22 protein-coding genes are annotated in these 19789 nt (G+C 73.5%); 8 read left to right on the top strand and 14 right to left on the bottom strand.

Annotated features, from left to right (window positions below; translation table 11 throughout):
* Positions 1–40 precede the first annotated feature (40 nt).
* A complete protein-coding gene (locus ACH495_RS25035) occupies positions 41–709 on the top strand; it encodes a TetR/AcrR family transcriptional regulator (protein ID WP_396860144.1) in 669 nt (222 codons plus the stop codon).
* Here the strand turns inward: ACH495_RS25035 and ACH495_RS25030 are convergent.
* Genes ACH495_RS25030 through ACH495_RS25020 form a run of 3 tightly spaced genes read right to left on the bottom strand, consistent with a single transcriptional unit; the run spans position 673 to position 2144 of the window.
* A complete protein-coding gene (locus ACH495_RS25030) occupies positions 673–1203 on the bottom strand; it encodes a hypothetical protein (protein WP_396860143.1) in 531 nt (176 codons plus the stop codon). The genes ACH495_RS25035 and ACH495_RS25030 overlap by 37 nt on opposite strands.
* A 9-nt stretch (positions 1204–1212) precedes the next feature.
* Positions 1213–1668, bottom strand: coding sequence for a hypothetical protein (locus ACH495_RS25025; protein ID WP_396860142.1), 456 nt, complete (start codon positions 1666–1668; stop codon positions 1213–1215).
* Complete coding sequence (locus ACH495_RS25020) at positions 1668–2144, bottom strand: hypothetical protein (protein ID WP_396860141.1); 477 nt, start codon at positions 2142–2144, stop codon at positions 1668–1670. Before ACH495_RS25020 ends, ACH495_RS25025 begins: the two co-directional genes overlap by 1 nt.
* Positions 2145–2189: 45 nt before the next feature.
* On the opposite strand from ACH495_RS25020, the gene ACH495_RS25015 reads away from it, so the two are divergent.
* Complete coding sequence (locus ACH495_RS25015) at positions 2190–3182, top strand: helix-turn-helix transcriptional regulator (protein WP_396860140.1); 993 nt, start codon at positions 2190–2192, stop codon at positions 3180–3182.
* Between the two features lie 24 nt (positions 3183–3206).
* Here ACH495_RS25015 and ACH495_RS25010 read toward each other — a convergent pair whose 3' ends face one another.
* From ACH495_RS25010 to ACH495_RS24975, 8 genes are all read right to left on the bottom strand, one after another.
* On the bottom strand, positions 3207–4451 hold the full coding sequence (locus ACH495_RS25010) for a hypothetical protein (RefSeq protein ID WP_396860139.1): 1245 nt from the start codon (positions 4449–4451) through the stop codon (positions 3207–3209).
* Positions 4444–5001 (bottom strand): RNA polymerase sigma factor, encoded by a 558-nt coding sequence (locus tag ACH495_RS25005; RefSeq protein ID WP_396860138.1) that lies wholly within the window; start codon positions 4999–5001, stop codon positions 4444–4446. The genes ACH495_RS25010 and ACH495_RS25005 overlap by 8 nt, the downstream gene beginning before the upstream one ends.
* Positions 5002–5104: 103 nt before the next feature.
* Complete coding sequence (locus tag ACH495_RS25000; protein ID WP_396860137.1) at positions 5105–5677, bottom strand: AAA family ATPase; 573 nt, start codon at positions 5675–5677, stop codon at positions 5105–5107.
* A gap of 41 nt (positions 5678–5718) precedes the next feature.
* Positions 5719–6735, bottom strand: a complete 1017-nt coding sequence (locus ACH495_RS24995; protein WP_396860136.1) for an ABC transporter ATP-binding protein — start codon at positions 6733–6735, stop codon at positions 5719–5721.
* Positions 6732–7766, bottom strand: coding sequence for an ABC transporter ATP-binding protein (locus ACH495_RS24990; protein WP_396860135.1), 1035 nt, complete (start codon positions 7764–7766; stop codon positions 6732–6734). Before ACH495_RS24990 ends, ACH495_RS24995 begins: the two co-directional genes overlap by 4 nt.
* A gap of 15 nt (positions 7767–7781) precedes the next feature.
* Positions 7782–8771: an ABC transporter permease gene (locus ACH495_RS24985; protein WP_396860134.1), complete on the bottom strand. Its 990-nt coding sequence runs from the start codon at positions 8769–8771 to the stop codon at positions 7782–7784.
* A gap of 61 nt (positions 8772–8832) precedes the next feature.
* On the bottom strand, positions 8833–10578 hold the full coding sequence (locus ACH495_RS24980) for an ABC transporter substrate-binding protein (RefSeq protein ID WP_396860133.1): 1746 nt from the start codon (positions 10576–10578) through the stop codon (positions 8833–8835).
* A gap of 61 nt (positions 10579–10639) precedes the next feature.
* Complete coding sequence (locus ACH495_RS24975; RefSeq protein ID WP_396860132.1) at positions 10640–11671, bottom strand: ABC transporter permease; 1032 nt, start codon at positions 11669–11671, stop codon at positions 10640–10642.
* Positions 11672–12082: 411 nt separating this feature from the next.
* Between ACH495_RS24975 and ACH495_RS24970 the strand changes: the two genes are divergently transcribed.
* The 3 genes from ACH495_RS24970 to ACH495_RS24960 all read left to right on the top strand — a co-directional run bounded on the left by ACH495_RS24970 (position 12083) and on the right by ACH495_RS24960 (position 13654).
* Positions 12083–12967, top strand: coding sequence for a pentapeptide repeat-containing protein (locus ACH495_RS24970; RefSeq protein ID WP_396860131.1), 885 nt, complete (start codon positions 12083–12085; stop codon positions 12965–12967).
* A 153-nt stretch (positions 12968–13120) separates the two neighbouring features.
* Entirely contained in the window at positions 13121–13357 is a 237-nt protein-coding gene (locus ACH495_RS24965) for a preprotein translocase YidC (protein ID WP_396860130.1), read from the top strand.
* A 36-nt stretch (positions 13358–13393) separates the two neighbouring features.
* A complete protein-coding gene (locus ACH495_RS24960; protein ID WP_396860129.1) occupies positions 13394–13654 on the top strand; it encodes a hypothetical protein in 261 nt (86 codons plus the stop codon).
* Here ACH495_RS24960 and rnhA read toward each other — a convergent pair.
* Entirely contained in the window at positions 13573–14145 is a 573-nt protein-coding gene (gene rnhA / locus ACH495_RS24955) for a ribonuclease HI (protein WP_396860128.1), read from the bottom strand. The two genes, ACH495_RS24960 and rnhA, sit on opposite strands and share 82 nt — an antisense overlap.
* A 168-nt stretch (positions 14146–14313) precedes the next feature.
* Here rnhA and ACH495_RS24950 point away from each other — a divergent pair, with 168 nt between their 5' ends.
* Both ACH495_RS24950 and ACH495_RS24945 read left to right on the top strand, forming a co-directional pair.
* Positions 14314–15087: a tyrosine-protein phosphatase gene (locus ACH495_RS24950; RefSeq protein WP_396860127.1), complete on the top strand. Its 774-nt coding sequence runs from the start codon at positions 14314–14316 to the stop codon at positions 15085–15087.
* Between the two features lie 2 nt (positions 15088–15089).
* Positions 15090–16199, top strand: coding sequence for a serine hydrolase domain-containing protein (locus ACH495_RS24945; RefSeq protein WP_396860126.1), 1110 nt, complete (start codon positions 15090–15092; stop codon positions 16197–16199).
* On the opposite strand, the gene ACH495_RS24940 is transcribed toward ACH495_RS24945, so the two are convergent.
* Positions 16196–17380: a lycopene cyclase family protein gene (locus tag ACH495_RS24940; protein ID WP_396860125.1), complete on the bottom strand. Its 1185-nt coding sequence runs from the start codon at positions 17378–17380 to the stop codon at positions 16196–16198. The two genes, ACH495_RS24945 and ACH495_RS24940, sit on opposite strands and share 4 nt — an antisense overlap.
* Before the next feature lie 80 nt (positions 17381–17460).
* Between ACH495_RS24940 and ACH495_RS24935 the strand changes: the two genes are divergently transcribed.
* On the top strand, positions 17461–18519 hold the full coding sequence (locus ACH495_RS24935) for a Gfo/Idh/MocA family oxidoreductase (protein WP_396860124.1): 1059 nt from the start codon (positions 17461–17463) through the stop codon (positions 18517–18519).
* Here ACH495_RS24935 and ACH495_RS24930 read toward each other — a convergent pair.
* Positions 18491–19762, bottom strand: coding sequence for an MFS transporter (locus ACH495_RS24930; RefSeq protein WP_396860123.1), 1272 nt, complete (start codon positions 19760–19762; stop codon positions 18491–18493). The two genes, ACH495_RS24935 and ACH495_RS24930, sit on opposite strands and share 29 nt — an antisense overlap.
* Between the last annotated feature and the right edge of the window lie 27 nt (positions 19763–19789).

Here is a 19789-nt window from a genome sequence, read left to right as displayed (position 1 = left end):
CCGATCGACAGGGTGTCGAGCGGGTGTAGCATCGGCCGACATGAGCCCCGCCCGTACGCCGACCGGCGCCGCGCCGACGCGCGGACGGCGGGCCGGCCGCTCCACCGGCGACGACCGGGAGACGGCGATCCTGGCCACCGCCGAGCGGCTGCTGCGCGAGCGCGCCTTCGGCGACATCTCCATCGACGACCTGGCGCGGGGCGCCGGCATCAGCCGACCCACGTTCTACTTCTACTTCCCGTCCAAGGACGCGGTGCTGCTCACCCTGCTCGACCGGGTCACCGAGGAGGCCGACGCCGCCGCCGGCGACGTGCTGGACCGGCTCGCCGAGGACCCGCGCGCCCGGTGGCGGGAGCTGATCGCCCGGTTCCACGCCACCTTCGGCGGCCACCGCGACGTGGTGCTCGCCTGCGCCCAGGTGCGCGGCACCAACGCCGAGGTGCGGCGGCTCTGGGCCGAGGTGCTCGAACGCTGGGTCCGCGCGGTGCAGGCCGCCGTCGAGATGGAACGCGCGCGCGGCGCGGCCCCGGACGGGCTGCCCGCCCGGGACCTCGCCATCGCGCTGAACTCGATGAACGAGCGGGTCTGGTACGCGACGTTCGCCGACGACGGCCCGGCGGTGGCCGAGCGGGACGTGGTCAACGTGCTGCTCGACGTCTGGCTGACCGCGATCTACCGCACCACCACGCCGCCGGTCGCGCCGTACTGAGCCGCGGTGTGCGCCGCACGCAGCCGCTCCAGGGTCAGCCGGAAGGCCGCCTCGGACAGCACCGGACCGTTGTTCTTGCGCCAGCCCGGCCGCATCGAGCGCTGCTGAACCGGCGCCTCCCAGAGATCGTCGCGGGTCCGCACCCAGATCGCCGCGCGCACGGTCGTCCCACCGGGCATCCGGGCCGCGCGGACCTCGAAGCCGGTAACCTCGGACCAGGGCAGCAGCCGGGACCGGTGCACGTGGCGCAGCAACAGCCCGCGGTCGTCGCGGTAGATACCGATCAGGTAGAGCCGGACCGCGAAGGTGAGCCAGGCGGCCATGACGGCCGTCGCCGCCAGGAAACCCGCCCCCGTCGCCATGTCGATCCCCCGGGCCGCCGCCCGGACGGCGGCCACCACCAGCACGGACACCATCACGGCACCCGCCAGGACGAACGCCCCGGTGAACGCCTGCCATGGTCCCCACGGATCCACCCGCTGCCGTCGCCGCACGCCGTCACGCTAGCGTCGCCGGACAAATTCCATGATCCAGTTGGTCTCCCAGGTGCGCTCGCCGTCGGTGGAGAACGCCTGCTCCCAACGGCAGGAGGCGGGGGTGATCGCCGACCAGAGGAACCGGCAGCGCACCGGCCGTCCCTCGTCGGAGTCGTCGGCGTGGAACGTGCCGACGCCGTCGGCGAACCGGCCCACCACCGGCGGCAGCTCCAGCACCCCGCGGCGGCTGTTCATCCAGTAGATCGACCAGAGGCCGGTCGCCGGGTCGAGGAGCCGCACGGTGGAGCCGGAGAAGCCCCGGCTCGGGCAGCGCATCTCGTCGAAACTGCCGGCACCGTCGAAGAACGACCGCGCCTCGCTGACGCCGGCGAACTCGTCCCAGTCGTCGCTGCCCACGTGGCGCTCCCGCAGCCGCCGGTTGGTCACGTCCCAGGCACCGACGAGGAAGTCGAAGTCACCCATCAGCGCCCCACCGGCCCCTCGGCGCGGGTGTCGGCCAGGTAGCCGGCCAGGTCGGGCCGCTCCGGCGCGAGCACGTGCCGGATCCAGGCGGCCCGCTCGTGCTCCAGCACGCCCAGCTCCCACACGCAGCCCACGCCGGGCCGCGTCAGGTCGACGAAGTGCGCCGGGTCGTCGTCCGGGCAGGCCAGCGCCGGCTGCCCGGCGATCGCGATGCGGCACTCGACGACGTTGTCGAAGAACCAGCTGTACGCCAGCAGGTACGCGCCGCTGTCCGCGCCCCGGTGCAGCACCGTCCAACTCGCCTGCGGCGTGGTGCCGTCCGGGCCGGGCAGCAGCGCCGACAGGTACGCGTACGCGGCGTCGACCACCTCCGGTTCGAGGCGGCGACCGGGCTGGTCGATGTGGTAGCGCTTGACGTGCCGACCGGCGACCTCGACGGTCCCCGGCACGGTCAACTCCTTGTCGTGGAAGGTCATGCGCGGGACGGTAGGCGGCCTTCCCTGACAGCTAGTGTCAGCGGAATGCGGGCCAGTCGACTCCTGTCCATCCTGCTGCTCCTCCAGGCGCACGGCCGGCTCACCGCCGCCGACCTGGCCACCCGGCTCGACGTGTCGGCACGCACCATCTACCGGGACGTCGAGGCGCTGCACGCGGCCGGCATCCCGCTGTACGGCGAGGCCGGACACGCCGGCGGTTACCGGCTCGTCGAGGGCTGGCGAACCCGCCTGACCGGGCTGACCGGAGAAGAGGCCGACCGGCTGCTCTTCGCCGGGCTTCCCGGGCCGGCCGCCGAGCTGGGCTACCGGTCGGTGGTGGCGGCCGTGCAGCTCAAACTGCGGGCCGCGCTCCCCGCCCCGCTGGCCGACCGGGCCGCCCGGCTGGAGCAACGGTTCCACCTGGACACGCCGGGCTGGTACTCCGACGGGGACCCGTCACCGCACCTGGCCGCGGCGGCCGAGGCGGTGTGGCGGGAACACCGGATCCGGGTCCGCTACCGCAGTTGGCGTGGCGAGGCGACCCGGGTGTTGGAGCCGTACGGGCTGGTGCTCAAGGGTGGCCGCTGGTACGTGGTCGCGGCCCGCCCGGAGCGGGCCGGGCCGGCCACCTACCGGGTCAACCAGATCCTCGACCTCACCCCGCTGGACGAGTCGTTCGACCGGCCGGAGTTCGACCTGCCGGCCTGGTGGCGGTCACACGTGGTCGCGTTCCGCGCCGGGCTGCACCGGGGCGAGGCCCACATCCGGCTCTCCCCGCGCGGGCGGGAGCGGTTGCGCGAGATCGGCAGCGACGTGGTGGTCGCCGCCGCCGAGGCGAGCGCCGGCCCGCCCGACGCGGCGGGCTGGGTGCGGGCCGTGATTCCCATCGAGTCGCTCACCCACGCGCACGGTGACCTGTTGCGGCTCGGCGCCGACGTGGAGGTCCTCTCCCCCGCCGACCTGCGCGCCCGTCTGGCCGAGACGGCCGCCGCGCTGGCCGCCCTCTACCCTCCGGCCGCCCCCGCCCCGACCCGTTGATGGTCGGGCGAGGGCGGTGCCGGGTCAGGGCAGCTCGGGTGGGTCGAGCCAGGTCCAGGTGAGCCCGTCCGCGGAGAGCCAGGCGCCCTTGCTGTCCGGCCAGCCGGTCTGCACGAAGCCACCGGGAACGGGACGCGGGTCGGCGCCCGGACCGAGCGGCGCGGGCCGCAGCGTCGCGCCGCCGTCGGAACTGGCCAGCATCATCGGGTCCTCCCCGGCCGAGATGCCGGCCTGGACCGTCAACACCCCGTCGGGCCGCACCGCCGCCCGGATCGTGCGCTGACCGACCACGGCCGTGCCGGCGGCGCGCCCCCAGGTGCCGCCGCCGTCCGTGCTGCGCCACACCACCAGGGCGCCCCGTACCCGCCCAATCGCGTAGACGGTCTGCCCGTCCCACGTCGCGACCGCCGGCCCGCCGACATCGTCGGAGGCGGTGAGACCCTCCGGGAAATCGTGCCGGGACCAGGTACGACCGCCGTCGCGGCTCACCTCGATCGCGCTGCCGACGCCGACGATCCGCCCGTCGGCCTCGGTGCGCTCACCGGTGAACCCGCTGACCCAGACGCCGGCGTCGGCCGGCACGCTCTCCACCAGCGCCGCCATGCGCAGCGCCGGCGGTCGGGTGAGCTGCGCCAGGTCGCCGGTGGCCGGATCGGCGGCGAGCAACGGCTCGGCGGCGGGCCCCGAACTGCCGAGCAGCCGCCAACCGGCCGGCAGCGCGTCCACCCGCCGAACCGTCACCTCCCGCCAGCTCGCGCCGCCGTCGGCGCTGGCGATCCAGCCGGTGGCGAACGACCGGGTGTAGTACGCGGCGACAATCGTGCCCGGCCCCGCGGATCGCAGGTCCACGTTGGCGTCGTCCGGCACTGGAAGCGGACCGGTGCGCCAGTGCCGACCGCCGTCGTCGGTGCCGGCCCACCGCAGCGGGCAGCCGGTACGGCATTCGCTCCAGCGCAGGTAGACGTGGCTGAGGTCGCCGGCTGCCGGTTGGCCGGTGTTGACCTGCCGGCGGGGTTCGGCGGTCGGGGTGATCCCCGGCGTCGGGATGAAGTCCGGTGTGCGATCCGGGGCCAGGCCGGGCGGCGGTGGGGCCGGGTCCGTTCGGGTGGCGGCCACGCCGGCAACGCCGGCCAGCAGCGCCACGGTGGCGACCGCCAGCAGCCGGCGACGGCTGCGGCGACGGCGGGCCACGGTGACGACCTGCGCGAAGTGCGGCTTGAAGCCGGCCTGGGCGGCGGCGTCTAGGCCGCGGAAATCCAGTTCAGGCATGGAAGGCCTCCCGGTCCGGCGGGTTCGGCACGGATCGCGGCGACGGGTCGGGTGACCGGGGTGGGTCGTCCTCGCCGAGATATCCGGCCAACGCGCGGCGGGCCCGGACCAGCCGGGTCTTCACCGCCTCCGTCGAGCAGCCCAGCGCGGTGGCCACCTCGGCCACCGACAGGTCGGCGACGTGATGCAGGACGACGGTCTCCCGGGCCGGCCGGGGCAACCGCTGCAACGCCGCGACCAAGGCGACGTGATCCGCCGACAGGGCGGGGTCGTGCCGCTGCGCCGGCGTCAGCTTGCCGGAGCGGACCAGCCCGTGGAACAGGGTGCGGCGGCGGTGCCGGGAGCGGGCCACGTTCAGCGCCACCGTGCGCAGCCACGCCTCCGGGTTGCTCAGCTCACCGAACCGGGACCGGCTGGTCAGCGCCCGGACGAACGCCTCCTGGACGACGTCCTGCGCCTCCGCGTAGTCGCCGGTCACGGCGTACATCTGCGCCACCAGCCGCGCCGCCGAGGCGGCGTAGACCTGGCTGACCTGTTGTTCCGGATCCACATCGGTCCCTCCCGTTCCGGTCGTCACATCCCTACGACCGGCGGGTGGAGGATTCGGTGACAATCCCGAAGGCGGACGCGGCCGCTGAGTCCTGGCGCGCCGTTCAGGGTCGGGGGCAGGCAGGCCCGGCGCGTAGCGCCTCGGCCAACAGATCGTAGGTCTCCTGGATCGCCCCCGCCGCGCTCGGCACCACCAGCGTCCCCGGGCGCAGGCGGACCACGTCCATCAGGCGGTCGTACATGGACCCGAGCATCACGGGTCCGCCGCCCCGCTCGATGAGCCGGCGGTGGTGCAGGATCCACGGGTCGGCATTGCCCTGGGCCCGGCGGCCGAACCGTTCGATCGCCGCCTCCCGGTCGTCGAGCAGGACGACCTCGCGAAACGTCGCGCCGTGCCGGCGCGCGAGTTCCTCGATCCCGGTGATCTCGTCCACCGTGGCGAGGTACTGCGGGAGGAGGACGTCGTGCCCGCCCGCGAGGTGGGTGGCCGCCATCGCCCGCACCAGGGCCCACCCCATCGGCCACGTGTCGATCGCGTCCCCCTGCCATCCGCCGACCAGGCGTTGGACGGTGTCGACGTCGAGGTGCAGCACACCCGGATTCCGGTCGGCGTAGAGCGCCGACAGGGTGGACTTGCCGATCCCGGGCGGGCCGTTCAGATGGACGAGCCGTGCCACCCGCGTCACCCCCGTCCCGGCTGCCTCCCTGCGTCATCGTTTCATGTCAGGTGCCCACTTCCGGTCAGCACGCCGATCGGGCCGCTCTCCGGGTAGTGGCAGGCGGTGAGCTGCCCGCCGCCGTCCCGGGTGACAAGCGCCGGTTCTTCGGTGGCGCAGTGGTCGGTGGCTTTCCAGCAGCGGGTGCGGAAGCGGCAGCCCGAGGGTGGGTCGAGGGGGGTGGGGACGTCGCCGGTGAGGCGGATGCGGCCGGCGGGGCCGAGGGTGGTGACGTCGGGGATGGCCGAGAGCAGGGCTCGGGTGTAGGGGTGCTGGGGGCGGGTGTAGATGGTGTCGCGGTCGCCGATCTCGACGACCTTGCCGAGGTACATGACGGCGACGCGGTGGGAGAAGTGGCGGATCACGGCGAGGTCGTGGGCGATGAACACGAACGCCAGGTCCAGGTCGCGTTGCAGGCCCCGCAGCAGGTTGATGACCTGCGCCTGGATGGACACGTCCAACGCGCTGACGGGCTCGTCGGCGACGATCAGCTTCGGTTTCAGCGCGAGGGCGCGGGCGATGCCGACGCGTTGGCGTTGCCCGCCGGAGAACTCGTGCGGATACCTGTTGTAGTGCTCCGGGTTCAACCCGACCAGTTCCAACAACTCCTGGACCCGGCGTTTGACGCCGCCGGGTGGGGTGATCCCGTTGACCTGCAACGGCATCGCCACGATCCGCCCGACGGTGTGCCGGGGGTTCAACGACGCGTACGGGTCCTGGAAGATGATCTGCAAATCCTGGCGCAGCGACCGCAGGTCACGACGCCCGGCGTGGGTGATGTCCCGCCCCGCGAAGGTGATGCTGCCGGCGGTGGGTTCCAGCAGCCGCACCAGCATCCGCCCGGTCGTCGTCTTCCCACACCCCGACTCCCCCACCAGCCCGAGGGTCTCCCCCGGCCGCACGTCGAAGTCCAGGCCGTCGACCGCCCGCACCACCGCCCTACCGCGCAGCCCCTGCCGCACCGGGAAGTGCTTGCTCAACCCGCGCACCGACAGCAGCGGCTCGGTCTCCACGCTCACCGGGCCACCCCCACCTGCGCGACGTCCTGCTGGTAGATGCGGGTCCGCTCCTCGGCCGGCAGGTGACACGCCACCAGATGCCCCGCCCGCCCGGCGTCGCGCAACTCGGGCACCTCCGTGCGGGACCGGTCGTCGGCGTAGCGACAACGGGGATGGAACGCGCACCCCGACGGCAGGTTGATCAACGACGGCGGGTTACCCGGGATCGGCACCAGATCCGCGTCCGCGTCACCACGCAACGACGGCACACTCGACAACAACCCCCACGTGTACGGATGCTGCGGCGACCGCAACACCCGCGCCACACTCCCATGCTCCACCGCCCGACCCCCGTACATGACCAACACGTCATCGGCCACCTGCGACACCACACCCAGGTCATGCGTGATCAGGACGATCGCCGAACGGAACTCCGCCTGCAGATCGGCGAGCAGGTCCAGGATCTGCGCCTGCACCGTCACATCAAGGGCCGTCGTCGGCTCATCCGCGATCAGCAGATCCGGATCGTTGACCAACGCCATCGCGATCATCGCCCGCTGCCGCATTCCACCCGAGAACTCATGCGGATACTGCTCGAACCGCCGCCCCGGCTGCGGAATCCCCACCCGACCCAACATGTCCACCGCCCGCGTCCGGGCCTCCCGCCTCCCCGCCCTCGGGTGGTGCACCCGATACGCCTCCGCGATCTGCTTCCCGATGGAGTAGTACGGATGCAACGCCGACAACGGATCCTGAAAAATCATCGCCATGTCCCGGCCCCGCAACCGCCGCACCTGCTCCTCCGGCAGACCCACGAGCTGACGCCCACCCACCGAAATCTCCCCCGAGATGGTGGCCCGCCTGACGTCGTGCAACCCCAGGATCGCCAACGACGTCACGCTCTTACCGGAACCGGACTCCCCCACGATCCCGAGCGTGCGACCCCGCTCCACCGCGAACGACACCCCGTCCACGGCCCGCACCACACCGTCCTCGGTGTCGAAACGCACCCGCAGGTCGGTGACCTGGAGATACGCGTCCTGCTGTGCCATGTCCACTCCTCCCACTCAGCTCAACCGGACGCGCGGATCGATCACCGCGTACAGGACGTCGACCACGATGTTGGCGACCACGATGAACACGGCCGCCAGCAGCACGGTCGCCATCACCACCGGCAGGTTGAGGAACTGCACCGCCTCCACGGTGGCCTTGCCGAGACCTTGGAGGCCGAAGATGGTCTCGGTGATGAACGTGCCGCCGAGGCTGCTGCCGATGTCCAGCCCGGCGATGGTGACGATCGGCGTGATCGCCGCCCGTAACGCGTGCCGCGTGTGCACCTGCCGCGCCGACAGTCCCTTGGCCCGGGCGGTACGGACGAAGTCCTCCGACAGCGTCTCCAGCATCTGCGCGCGGGACAGGCGCGCGTAGAGCGCCGAGTTGAGGAAGCCCAACGTCATCCAGGGCAGGATCAGCCCGGCCGCCCAGCGGGCCGGGTTCTCGGTCAGCGGGGTGTAGCTGGGGAACGGCAGCAGCCCGGTGGAGTAGACGAGCAGGTAGAGCAGGATCAGTCCGAAGAAGTAGACCTGCATGGACGCCCCGGCGAGGGTGATGCCGATGGCGGCCCGGTCGAACGCCGTACCCCGGCGCAGCGCCGACACCATGCCCAGCGAGATGCCGAGGGCCAGCCAGAGCACGGCGCCACCGAGGACGATGCTGAACGTCACGGGGGCGCGCTGGAGGACGATCTCGGTGACCGGCTGGTTGTTGCGGAACGAGTAGCCCAGGCAGGGCGCCGGACAGTCCTGCCGGAAGTCGCCCTCGCCGTAGCTGCGGCCGGCGAACACGCCGTGGACGAAGTCCGCGTACTGGCGGGGCAGCGGCCGGTCGATGCCGAGCCGGCGCTCGACCTGGGCGATGTCCGCGGCGGTGCAGTTCTTGCCGCACATCACCTTCGCCGGGCTGCTCGGCACCGCGAAGAACAGCCCGAAGGTGACCAGGCTGATGACGACCAGGGTCAGGACGGCGACGAGCAGTCGCCGGACGACGAAACGGAACACGGACACACCTCCCCGGGGTGGCGGTGGGGGCGGCCGGCGTGGCCGCCCCCACCGGCGACGGTCACTGCTTCAGGTAGATGCCGTTGAGCGAGATGATGCCGAACGCGTCGCTGAGGAAGGCGTTGCCGACCTTCGAGCCGTGCAGTTCGTAGGTGGCGTCGTAGTAGGAGGGCACCACCGGCGCGTACTCCCGCATGATCGTGCGGTCGAGGGCCATCCAGCCGGCGTCCTGCTCCGCGGCGGGCAGGTTGCGGACCCGGTCGATCTCCGCGCTGATCGACGGCTCGTTCAGGTACGACAGGTTCTGGTTGCCCTCGGCCACGATCTCCCGACCGTCGTAGACCGGCGGGATGACTGTCGAGCCGGTGGGCCAGTCCGATCCCCAGCCGCTGAGGTAGATGTCGTACGGGTTGTCCTTGCGGCCGATCTCGTCGTAGTAGCTGCTGTTGTCGATCGGCTTCATCACGATGTCGAAGCCCATGTCGGTGAGGTTCTTGCGCAACGCCTCGGCCTGCTGGGTGCGCAGCTCCAGGTTGGAGTGGGCCAGGACCAGCTTGGGGCGCTTGCCGGCGAGCAGTTCGGTGACCTTCGCCCTGTCGCCGGTGACCGGGGCGTTGAACAGGTCGTACTTCTGGAAGCCGGCGGTGGTCGGTGACATCAGCGTGGTGGCCGGGGAACCGGCGGCCTGCCCGCCGAGCACCTTGAGCAGCGCGTCCTTGTCCACGGCGTAGTTGAGCGCCCGCCGTACGGCCAGGTCGGTGACCCGCTGCGTGTTGATGCTGAGCACCCAGGTGTACTGGGTGGGGCCCTTGGCCACACGGTCGGCCACGCCGGAGCCGGTGGTGCGGGGCAGCACGGACGGCGGCACGTCGGCCCAGCTCAGCGCCGCCTGGTCGGCGGGTCCGTCGGCGACCAGACGTTCGGAGATCTGGGCCTGCTCCAGACCGAACGTCACCCGGATCGTGTCCGGGTACGCGTTGCGGATCGGGTCGGTCGCCGCGTCCCAGTGGGGGTTGCGCTCCAGTTCCAGCGCCACGTCACGCTGGTAGGACTTCACCCGGTACGGGCCGGACGAGAACGGCCGCAGGTCGTAGTTGGCCCGGGTGTCCTTGGCGACCGGCACCGGCGCGCTGGTGGGCAGCGCGGCGGCGTACGGCAGGTCGCAGTGCGGCTGCGGGAACGTGAACCGGATGGTCTTGTCGTCGGGGGTCTCGACGCCGTCGGGCACCGGCCGGCCGCCGTCGTACGGCCCCTGGTAGCTGGCGTTGTAGGTGCCGCCCGGGTAGAGCCACTGCTGGATGTAGTGCGGGCCCTCGTTGAGCGCCGGCGCGAACGACCGGGCGATGCCGTGGGCGACGTCCTTGCTGGTCACCGTCGAGCCGTCCTCGTACTTGACGCCGTCGCGGAGGGTGAACTCCCAGACCTTGCAGTCGTCGTTGACGTCCTTGCCGGGGTTGGTCGCCAGGTCGCCGACGAGCAGCAGCTTGCCGCTGCCGTCCTCCTTGTAGCCGTTGAGCGCCCGGTAGAGCTGGCCGCCGGCCACCTGCTGGGTGTTGACGTAGTTGCGGGCCGGGTCGAGGTGTTCGAAGTCGGCCGGCTGCATGACGGTCAGGGTGCCGCCCCGGGCCGCGCCGTCGACCGGCTTCGCCGGGCCCTGGTTGTCGGCGGCCTGGTAGGAGATGGAGCCGCTCTGGGTCTTCGTCTTCTGGTCCTCGCCGTCACCGCCGTCGGTGGTGGGGCTGCAGCCGGCGGCGACCAGCGCCGTCGCGGCGAGGACGCCGGTCAGTGTCCGGGTTCGTACGCGCACGGTGTGCTCCTTTCTCACCCGGCGGCCCCCGCCGGCCGGGCACGTGATGGCCGGGTGGGGACTACCGGGTGGAGCGGGGATCCAGCGAGTCGCGCAGCGCGTCACCGAGCAGGTTGAACGCCAGGACCAGCAGGAAGATCGTCAACCCGGGGAACAGGGTGTACCAGGGGTCGCTCGCGACGTAGCCGATGCTGTTGAAGATCATGCGGCCCAGGTCGGGTGTGGGTTCGGTGACGCCGATGTTGACGAAGGCCAGCGCCGCCTCGATGGCGATGAACTGGGGCACCATCAGCGAGACGGTGACCAGGATGGGCGCCCAGATGTTCGGCAGGAGCTGCCGCAGCAGGATGTGTCCGGTGCCGGCGCCGGCGGCGCGGGCCGCCTCGACGAACTCCCGCTCCCGCAGGGAGATCACCTGCCCGCGGACCAGCCGAGCGGTGTACGTCCAGCTGAACAGCCCGAACGTGGCCACGATCAGGGCCACCCGGAACGCCGGCGACGGGGACTCCCGGTCGGAGTAGAAGCGGTCCTGGAGGATCGGGATCACCGCGAGCGCGAAGATGAGGAACGGAAACGCCAGCGTGAGGTCGACCAGCCAGTTGACGACGCTGTCCAGCCAGCCCCGGGCCCAGCCGGCCAGCACCCCGACCGCGACGCCGATGAACGACGCCAGCAGCGCCGAGGCGAACGCGATGAACAGCGACGTACGCAGGCCGTACACCAACTGGAGCCCGATGTCGCGGCCACTGCCCGGTTCCAGCCCGAGCCAATGGTCGGCGTTGATCCCGCCGGCATAGCCGATCGGCATTCCGAAATCGTTGAGCCGATCGACGAACTTGTCCGTCGGGTCGATTCCGGTGAGGTGGCCCAGCAGCGGCGCGCCGAGCGCGACCACGGCGGCGACGGCCAGCGTCACGGCGCTGGCCCGGGCCGTACGGTCCCGCTTGAGCCGCAGCCAGGCGAGCTGGTTGGGCGACCGGCCGACGATCTCCGGGCGATCGGCGACGGATCCGGACTCGGTCTCGGCCGCCGGGTCCGGGCCGGCCGGATCGGCGGGTCCGGCCACCGACGGCGGATGGGAAAGGTCGCTCATGAGGATCCTCCCGGGAGGAGCGAAAACGCCCTGCCACCCGACGGTAATGCGCCTGGGAACGGTGGAAAGAATCGTTCCGGTAACGGCCGTTCCGGTTGTCACGCATCGACAACGATCCGGTCTACGGAATGCATCGGCGCAATAACGGCGCTATCTGGTTGTCAGCCTTTCAGCCATCCGTTCCACGGATTTTCGAATGCGTTGCCACGAACCACGGCCGCGGTTGTCACCCGTTCAGCCATTCCGCACCCCGGCCTGCGCCGATCATGAGGTTGACCGCACTCGTCGTCCGATTCGTCACCGCCAACCTCATGATCACGAGGTGGGACCCGGGGGTGGGAGGGGTGCCGGGGTGGGTGGGCGGACAATGGGTCGGGCGAGCGGGTGGTCGGAAGCGTGGGGGACGTGGTGATGGGCGGAGAGGTGGGGGCGGGCGTGGGCCGGGAGCTGCGGGCGGACTGCGCACGCTGCGCCGGGGTCTGCTGCGTCGCGCCGGCGTTCGCCGCGTCGGCCGACTTCGCCATCGACAAGCCGGCCGGGCGGCCCTGCCCGAACCTGCGCGCCGACGCCCGCTGCGGCATCCACGCCGAGCTGCGGGAACGTGGTTTCCCCGGGTGCACCGTGTTCGACTGCTTCGGCGCCGGCCAGCACCTCACCCAGGGCACGTTCGCCGGCCGCGACTGGCGTGCCGATCCGGTCACCGCGCGGCGGATGTTCGACACGTTCGCCGTGTTGCGACAGTTGCACGAGCTGCTCTGGTATCTGACCGAGGCGGTGCGGATCACCCCACCCGGCCCGCTGCGGGACGACCTGGCCGCGACGCTGGACGAGACGGGCCGGCTCACCGACGGCACGCCCGACGAGTTGCTCGCCGTCGACGTCGACGCCCACCGGGACCGGGTCAACCGGCTGCTGTCGAGCGCCGGCGAGGCGGCCCGCGCCGGCCGCGCCGGGCCCGACCGGCGGGGCGCGATGCTGATCGGCGTCGACCTGCGCCGCGTCGCGCTGGCCGGGGCCAACCTGCGCGGCGCCACCCTGATCGGCGCGGACCTGCGCGGGGTACGCCTCGGCGCCGCCGACCTGACCGGGGCCGACCTGCGCGGGGCGGATCTGCGCGGCACCGACCTGGGCGAGTGCCTGTTCGTGCACCAGTCCCAACTCGACGCCGCCCGCGGCGACCACCACACGCTCCTGCCACCGGGCCTGCGCCGCCCGCCGCACTGGTCCCGCGCCCTCACCCTCACCCCGTCCCGCCCACCCCACCGCCGTCGCCCCGACCACCGTCGCTCCCGGTGATCAAGGGGTTCGCGTCGCCCGCGTGTGTCCCCGCGACGCCAACTCCTTGATCACCACTGGACACCTCCCGGCGGCCGGGGGTGGGTTTTGGTGGGGGTGGGGTGGGTAGGCGGCGGCACGGCAACGCGATCAGCGCGATCGGGAGGCGGAGCGATGGGATATCGGGCACGCGACGGCGAGGAACCCGTCGACCCGGCGCACGCCGAGGACACCGCCGGTCAGGCCCGCCTGGTGCAGGTGGCGGCGGACACGGACGTGCCGGCCCCCACGGCGGACGCGCCGAGACCGGATGAGGTGACCGAGGACGACGGCTCCGGGATGGCCGGCGGGGCGTCCGGCAGCAGCTCGGGCGGCTCGTCGATGCCGACCCACCCCGACGCCGCCCGCTGAACGTTTGCCGCCGCCGCAGGCGGGCAGGAGTGCGACATGACCAGTGAAGAGTCCTTCGGCCGCGCCGCCGGCGACGAACCCGACGGCGCCACCGCCTACGAGGCGTCCCTGCGCCCGCCGGGCGAATCCCTGCACACCACTGACGACACCGGCGACGACTTCGCCGACCTGCCGGCCGAAGATCGGCGCTCGGCGCAGGACACGAGCCGCGCCGGCTACGACGTCGAGGCCGTCTCCGGCACCGGTGACCCCGCCGACGAGCCGGAGGAGATCGAAGAGGGCCGACCGCTGCGCTGAGTCGCGCCCGCGCGCGGGGCGGCCGGTGCGCCGGCGCCCCGCGCCTCGGTCATCCCCCGGTTGGCCAACGCGTCGGCGCGTTCGTTCTCCGGATGTCCGTTGTGGCCCTTCACCCACAGCCAGGTGACGTCGTGCCGCGCGCAGGCGGCCTCCAGGCGCTGCCAGAGGTCGGCGTTCTTCACCGGCTGTTTCGCGGCGGTGAGCCAGCCGTTGCGCTTCCACGCGTTCAGCCAACCGGTGATGCCGTTACGCACATAGGTGCTGTCGGTGTGCAGCCGTACGGTGACCGGCCGGGTCAGGCTCTCCAACGCCCGGATCGCGGCGGTCAGCTCCATCCGGTTGTTGGTGGTCGGGGTCGCCTCGCCGCCGCACAGCTCCCGCTCGTGCCCGCCCCAGCGCAGCACCGCGCCCCACCCGCCCGGCCCGGGATTGCCGCTGCACGCGCCGTCGGTCCAGATCTCCACGACCCGGCCGGTCTCCGCCTCCGCCATGCCCGGCAACCTACCGGGTACGCCGCCCGGCCAGGCCACCCGACCCGCCGCGCCCGACCGGCCGCGCCCGACCCGCCGGACCCGACCGGTCCCGCCGGACCCCGGGCCGGCCGGCCCGGGGTCCGGCGGGACCACGCGTACCGCGACGCCCGACTAGCGTGCGGAGCCATGACCGCGCCCCCGGAGTTCACCGCCCTGTGCAACTTCCGTGATCTCGGCGGCTGGCGTGCCGACGACGGTCGCACCGTCGCCCGCGGGCGGCTCTACCGCTCCGACTCGCTGGCCAAGCTCACCGGCGACGACCTGGCCCGGTTCGCGGCGCTCGGCGTGCGCACCGTGATCGACCTGCGCTACCCGTGGGAGATCGCCGACCGCGGCCGGGCGCCGGAGAGCCTCGGCGTCGCCTGGCACAACCTGAGCATCGAGCACCGCCCCTACGTCCAGGCCGACATCGACCCCGACGTGGACCCGTGGCGCTACCTGGCCGACCGGTACGCCGAGGTGGCCGAGGACGGCGTGGTCGAGCTGCGCCGGGCACTGGAGGTGATCGCCCACGACGCGCACCCGCTGGTGTTCCACTGCGCGTCCGGCAAGGACCGCACCGGCCTGCTGGCCGCGCTGGTGCTGGCCCTGCTCGGCGTGGACACCGACCAGATCGCCGCGGACTTCGCGCGCACCGAGCACGCCACCGGGCGGCTGGTCGCCGAGTGGCGCGACCGCAACGGCGGCGCGACGCCCCGCTGGCCCGCGTACGGGCGGGCGCCCGAGGCGCTCATCCGGCTGGTGCTGGCCGAGCTGACCGCGGCGCACGGCTCGATCCGCGGCTACGTCACCGGGCGGCTCGGGGTCGGCGAGGAGACGATCGCCGCGCTGCGCGCCCGCCTGCTCACCGACGACGAAAAACCGCACGACGGCGACGCGGCGCTCTGGCAGGCTCGCTGATCGTGGACAGTCGCTGGGACGACCTGCGGGCCGAGGTGCGCACCGCGCTCGACGACCTCGTGACCTCCGGCCGGGAGGCCGGCGTGCAGGTGGCCGCATACCTCGACGGCGCGCCGATCGTCGAGGAGCAGGCCGGTCTGGCCGACACCGTCACCGGCCGGCCGATGACCGCCGACACGCCGGTGCACGGGGTCTCCACCGGCAAGGGCATCACCGCCACCGTGGTGCACGTGTTGGCCGAGCAGGGCCGGCTCGACGAGGACCTGCCGCTGGCCCGGGTGTGGCCGGAGTTCGCCCGGCACGGCAAGGACGGCATCACGCTGCGGCACGTGCTCACCCACACCGCCGGCCTGCCCGCGCTGCCCGCCGACGTCACCCCCGCCGACTTCACCGACTGGCCCCGGATGTGCGGCCTGCTCGCCGACGCGACGCCGTTGTGGGCGCCCGGCGAGCGGCTGGCGTACCACGCGTGGACGTGGGGCTGGCTGCTCGGCGAGGTGGTCCGCCGGGTCACCGGCAAACCCGTCTCCCGGGTGCTCGCCGAGGAGGTGGCCGGGCCGCTCGGCGTGACCCGGGAGCTGTTCCTCGGCGTACCGGCGGCAGAGCTGCCCCGGCTGGCCCGGCTGGAGGACGCCGGGCTGACCGCGTTGATGACCTGGGCGGGTGAGAACCTGCCGCACTTCGACGCGGTGGCCCCACCCGCGGTCCGCCCGGACGCCACGACCGGCAGCGACCCCGACGTGCTGCGCGCCGACGTGCCGTCCGTCGGCACCATGAGCGCCCGCGCGGTCGCCCGGATGTACGCGGCGCTGCTCGGCCCCGTCGACGGCGTCCGGCTGATCTCCCCCGAGCGGCTGCGCGCGGTGAGCGCGCCGGCGGTCCGCGCCCCGGAGTGGGTGTTCGAGCGGGAGAGCACGTTCGGGCTCGGCTACGCGGTCGACGACGACGGGTCGTTCGGCACCGCCGGCAGCGGCGGCAGCCTCGCGTTCGCGTACCCGGAACTGGGCTTGACCGTGGCCGCGCTGCGCAACCGGCTCGGCGCCGGCAACGGCGACCCGATGGAACGGTTGCGGGCGCTGGTGCGCGACCGGGTCGCCGCGACGCTCGGCTAGCGCCGCAGCCGGGCGCGCAGCCGGCCGGCGGCGTCGCCGAGCACCGCGCTGGTCATCGGCAGCAGCGGGCTGGACCGCATCACCGCCAGGTCCTCGGCCGGTGTGGTCGCGCCGTCGAGGAACCGCAGCACCCGCTCCGGCGGGTTGCGGTCGAACAGCCGCTCGAAGAACTCCACGCCGTCCACATGCCCCCGGTCCAACGCGCGCAACGCCACCGCATCCATCCACCGGTGCCGACCCGGGTACGCAGGCAGAGGCACCGGTGGCCGGCCCGCCGCGACCGCCCGGGCCACCTGCTCGGCCTGGCGCAGCATCGCGGAGAACGTGAACCCGGTGGACGGGCGGGTCGCCCCGCCGGCGGTGCCCAACCGCACCACCCGCGGGCTCGGCCGGGCCACGAACGGGCCGTCGGTCATCGGGATCACCCCGTTCTCCACCTCCCGCACCCGCAGCGCGCCCAGGTCCAGCCCGAGCAGCCCGGCGTAGCCGCGCAGCGCCGCGTCGTAGCCGGCGTCGTCGAGCACGGCCGGCCCGAACTCGGTGTACTCGACAAGCGCGAAGCGGTCGTCGACCGGCAGCACGTACCCGAACGACACCCCGCGGGCCGGCTGCGGGGTGCGGAAGTCCATCAGCACCGCCCGCCCCGGCTCGAACGTCGGCCGCTCGGCCGCCAGCCACCAGCCCCGGAAGTGCTGCAACCAGCTCGTCCGCCCCGGCCGCGACGGCGGGCGGGGCCGGGAGTCCAGCACCCAACCGGCGCGCACCAGCGGCCGCCCCGCCGGGTCGCACACGGTGACCCGCTCCCCGTCGTCCCGCAGCTCCCCCGCCGGCGCGGCGATGCGGACCGCGTCCAGCCGCCGCTCCGCCTCGGCAGCCCGGTCGTAGACCGGGGCGGAGCGGACCATGGCGTACCGCAGCGGGTCCAGCGGCAGGACGCGGCGGCCCGCCGCCGTGACCACCTCCACCCGCGACCAGCTCGCGCTCAACAGCGGGTCGAGGTCGCCGCCGGGCGTGCCCCAGAACGCCCAGGTGCGGTCCTGGCCGCGCTTGCGGACCGGGTCCACCACCGCGACCCGCACGCCGCGCACCCCGTGCCGGTCCAGGGCGGCCAGGACGAGCGACGCGGCGCCGCCGCCACCGACCAGCGCGAGGTCGACGTCGGGCGGGGAGGATGCGGGCATCCGCCCACGCTGTCACACCGGCGGGGAGCGCCGCCGGGGACCCCGCCGCCCGGCGCGCCGCGCCGCGTAGATTCGGCGGCATGACGCTGCGGGTGGGACTGCTCGGGTACGGGACGGCCGGGCGGGTGTTCCACGCCCCGCTGATCGCCGCCACCCCCGGCCTGCGGCTGGACGCGGTGGTGACCCGCGACCCGCAACGCCGCGCGCAGGCCCAGGCCGACCATCCCGACGCCCGGGTGGTCGACGACGCCGAGCAGCTGTGGCCCGCCGCCGACCAGCTCGACCTGGTGGTCGTCGCCGCGCCGAACCGGCAGCACGTGCCGCTGGCCCGGGCCGCGGTGGCCGCCGGACTGCCGGTGGTGGTGGACAAGCCGGTCGCCCCGACCGGCGCGCAGGGCCGGGCGCTGGTGGCCGACGCCGCCGCCGCCGGAGTGCCGCTGACCGTGTTCCACAACCGGCGCTGGGACGGCGACTACCGCACCGTGCGCCGGCTGGTCGAGGCCGGCGAGCTGGGCCGGGTGGCCCGCTTCGAGTCGCGGTTCGAGCGGTGGCGGCCGGCGATCAAGCCGGGCTGGCGGGAGAGCGGCGCGCCCGGCGAGGCCGGCGGCGCGCTGTTCGACCTCGGCGCCCACCTCATCGACCAGGCGGTCCGGCTGTTCGGGCCGGTGGAACGCGTCTACGCGGAGGTGGACCGGCGACGGCCCGGCGCCGAGGTGGACGACGACGCCTTCGTCGCGCTCACCCACGCCGGCGGCGTGCGCTCGCACCTGTGGATGGGCGCGGTGACCGCGCAGCTCGGCCCCCGCTTCCGGGTGCTCGGCGACCGGGCCGCGTGGACGAGCTGGGGCCTGGACCCGCAGGAGGCGGCGCTGCGCGACGGCCGACGACCCGGCGGACCCGGCTGGGGAGAGGTCGACCCGCAACGCTACGGGCGTCTCGGCACGGACGACGACCTGCGCGCCGTGCCCACCGAACCGGGCTGCTACCCGGACTTCTACGCCGAGGTGGCGGCCGCGCTGCGCGACGGCACGCCGATGCCGGTCGACCCGGCCGACGCGGTCGCCGTGGTCGAGCTGATCGAGCTGGCGCACGAGGCCGCCGCGCAGGGCGTCACGCTGCCGGTCCCGCCGCTGCGCTGACCGCCGGACCGGGCGCCTCCGGGGCGGGCTCGGCGTACGCGGCGGCCACTGTCGACCGGTCGAACACCCGCCACGTCGCGGCGATCACCGCCACCGCCACCGCGAACCCCACCCAGTACGGGGCGGTGATCCCGAACCGGGCGGCCACCACGCCGCCCAGCAGCGCGCCGACGCAGTTGCCGCCCGCCGCGAGGAACAACGTCGTGCTGCCCACCCGGCCCATCAACGCCGGCGGGGTGAGCCGCTGCCGCAGCGAGTTCGCCACGATGTTCCACAGCGCGCTGTGCACGCCGAACGCGAACAACGCGAACCCGACCACCGCCGCGCTGCGCGACGCCGCCAACGCCAGGTGCAGACCGGCCTCCACCAGCAGACCCAGCCGCACCGTCCAGGTGGCGGTGATGGCGGCGATCAGCCGGTCGCCGACCACCGAGCCGAGCAGCCCGCCCACCGCCATGCAGGTGAACAGCACGCCGTACCCGACCGGGCCGAGGCCGAGCCGCTCGGTCGCCAGCAACACCAGCACCGCGACCGCGGCGGTCAGCGTGACGTTCAGCAACCCGATCAGCAACGCCATGGTCCGCAGCAGCCGCTGCGTCGACAACCAGCGGAAACCCTCCGCGACCTCCGCCCGCACCGAACGCCGTCCCGCCGGCGCCGGCGCGCCCCGGTACGAACCGGCGAGCAGACCGACCAGCACGGCGCTGAGCGCGTACGTGCCGGCGTTGAGCGCGAACGGCACGGCCGCCGCCAGCACGAACAGGAACCCGCCGAGCGGGCCGGCGACCATGTTCTGCATCACCTGGGTGCCGCCGCTCAACCAGCCGTTGGCCCGTTCCAGCCGGGAGCGGGGCACCACCGCCGGCAGCACCGCCTGGGCCGCGGTGCGGAACACCACCTCGCCGGTGTTCACCACGAACAACACCACGTAGAGCAACGCCACCCCGGCGCGGCCGGCCAGCATCGCCGCGGCGAGCACGACCAGCGCGCCGACGCGTACCCAGTCGATGAGCACCATCAGCCGGCGCCGGTCCACCCGGTCGGCCAGCACGCCGCCGGGCAACGCGAACAGCAGCCACGGCAGCCACGAGACCGCCGCACCCGCGGAGACCACCAGCGGGTTGTCGGTACGCGACGCCACGTACAGCGGGGCGGCCACGGTGGCCATGCCGCTGCCCAACGCCGACAACGTGCTCGCGGTCCACAGGCGGACGAAGCGCCCGCCGAGCCGTTCCCCCGTCACGACGACGCAAGCTACCAGCGACGGCGC

The organism is Micromonospora sp. NPDC018662 (assembly GCF_044391475.1).
In the GTDB taxonomy this organism is placed as follows: domain Bacteria; phylum Actinomycetota; class Actinomycetes; order Mycobacteriales; family Micromonosporaceae; genus Micromonospora.
Note: the sequence above shows the minus strand (reverse complement) of the source record. Positions and strands in the feature narration are given on the sequence as shown.

Excerpts from the sequence above, each read along its gene's own strand:
- ACH495_RS25035 (WP_396860144.1), top strand. The coding sequence starts at position 41 with ATGAGCCCCGCCCGTACGCCGACCGGCGCCGCGCCGACGCGCGGACGG.
- ACH495_RS25025 (WP_396860142.1), bottom strand. The coding sequence starts at position 1,668 with ATGGGTGACTTCGACTTCCTCGTCGGTGCCTGGGACGTGACCAACCGG.
- ACH495_RS25020 (WP_396860141.1), bottom strand. The coding sequence starts at position 2,144 with ATGACCTTCCACGACAAGGAGTTGACCGTGCCGGGGACCGTCGAGGTC.
- ACH495_RS25015 (WP_396860140.1), top strand. The coding sequence starts at position 2,190 with ATGCGGGCCAGTCGACTCCTGTCCATCCTGCTGCTCCTCCAGGCGCAC.
- ACH495_RS25010 (WP_396860139.1), bottom strand. The coding sequence starts at position 4,451 with ATGCCTGAACTGGATTTCCGCGGCCTAGACGCCGCCGCCCAGGCCGGC.
- ACH495_RS24990 (WP_396860135.1), bottom strand. The coding sequence starts at position 7,766 with ATGGCACAGCAGGACGCGTATCTCCAGGTCACCGACCTGCGGGTGCGT.
- ACH495_RS24975 (WP_396860132.1), bottom strand. The coding sequence starts at position 11,671 with ATGAGCGACCTTTCCCATCCGCCGTCGGTGGCCGGACCCGCCGATCCG.
- ACH495_RS24970 (WP_396860131.1), top strand. The coding sequence starts at position 12,083 with ATGGGCGGAGAGGTGGGGGCGGGCGTGGGCCGGGAGCTGCGGGCGGAC.
- ACH495_RS24965 (WP_396860130.1), top strand. The coding sequence starts at position 13,121 with ATGGGATATCGGGCACGCGACGGCGAGGAACCCGTCGACCCGGCGCAC.
- ACH495_RS24960 (WP_396860129.1), top strand. The coding sequence starts at position 13,394 with ATGACCAGTGAAGAGTCCTTCGGCCGCGCCGCCGGCGACGAACCCGAC.
- rnhA (WP_396860128.1), bottom strand. The coding sequence starts at position 14,145 with ATGGCGGAGGCGGAGACCGGCCGGGTCGTGGAGATCTGGACCGACGGC.
- ACH495_RS24950 (WP_396860127.1), top strand. The coding sequence starts at position 14,314 with ATGACCGCGCCCCCGGAGTTCACCGCCCTGTGCAACTTCCGTGATCTC.
- ACH495_RS24940 (WP_396860125.1), bottom strand. The coding sequence starts at position 17,380 with ATGCCCGCATCCTCCCCGCCCGACGTCGACCTCGCGCTGGTCGGTGGC.
- ACH495_RS24935 (WP_396860124.1), top strand. The coding sequence starts at position 17,461 with ATGACGCTGCGGGTGGGACTGCTCGGGTACGGGACGGCCGGGCGGGTG.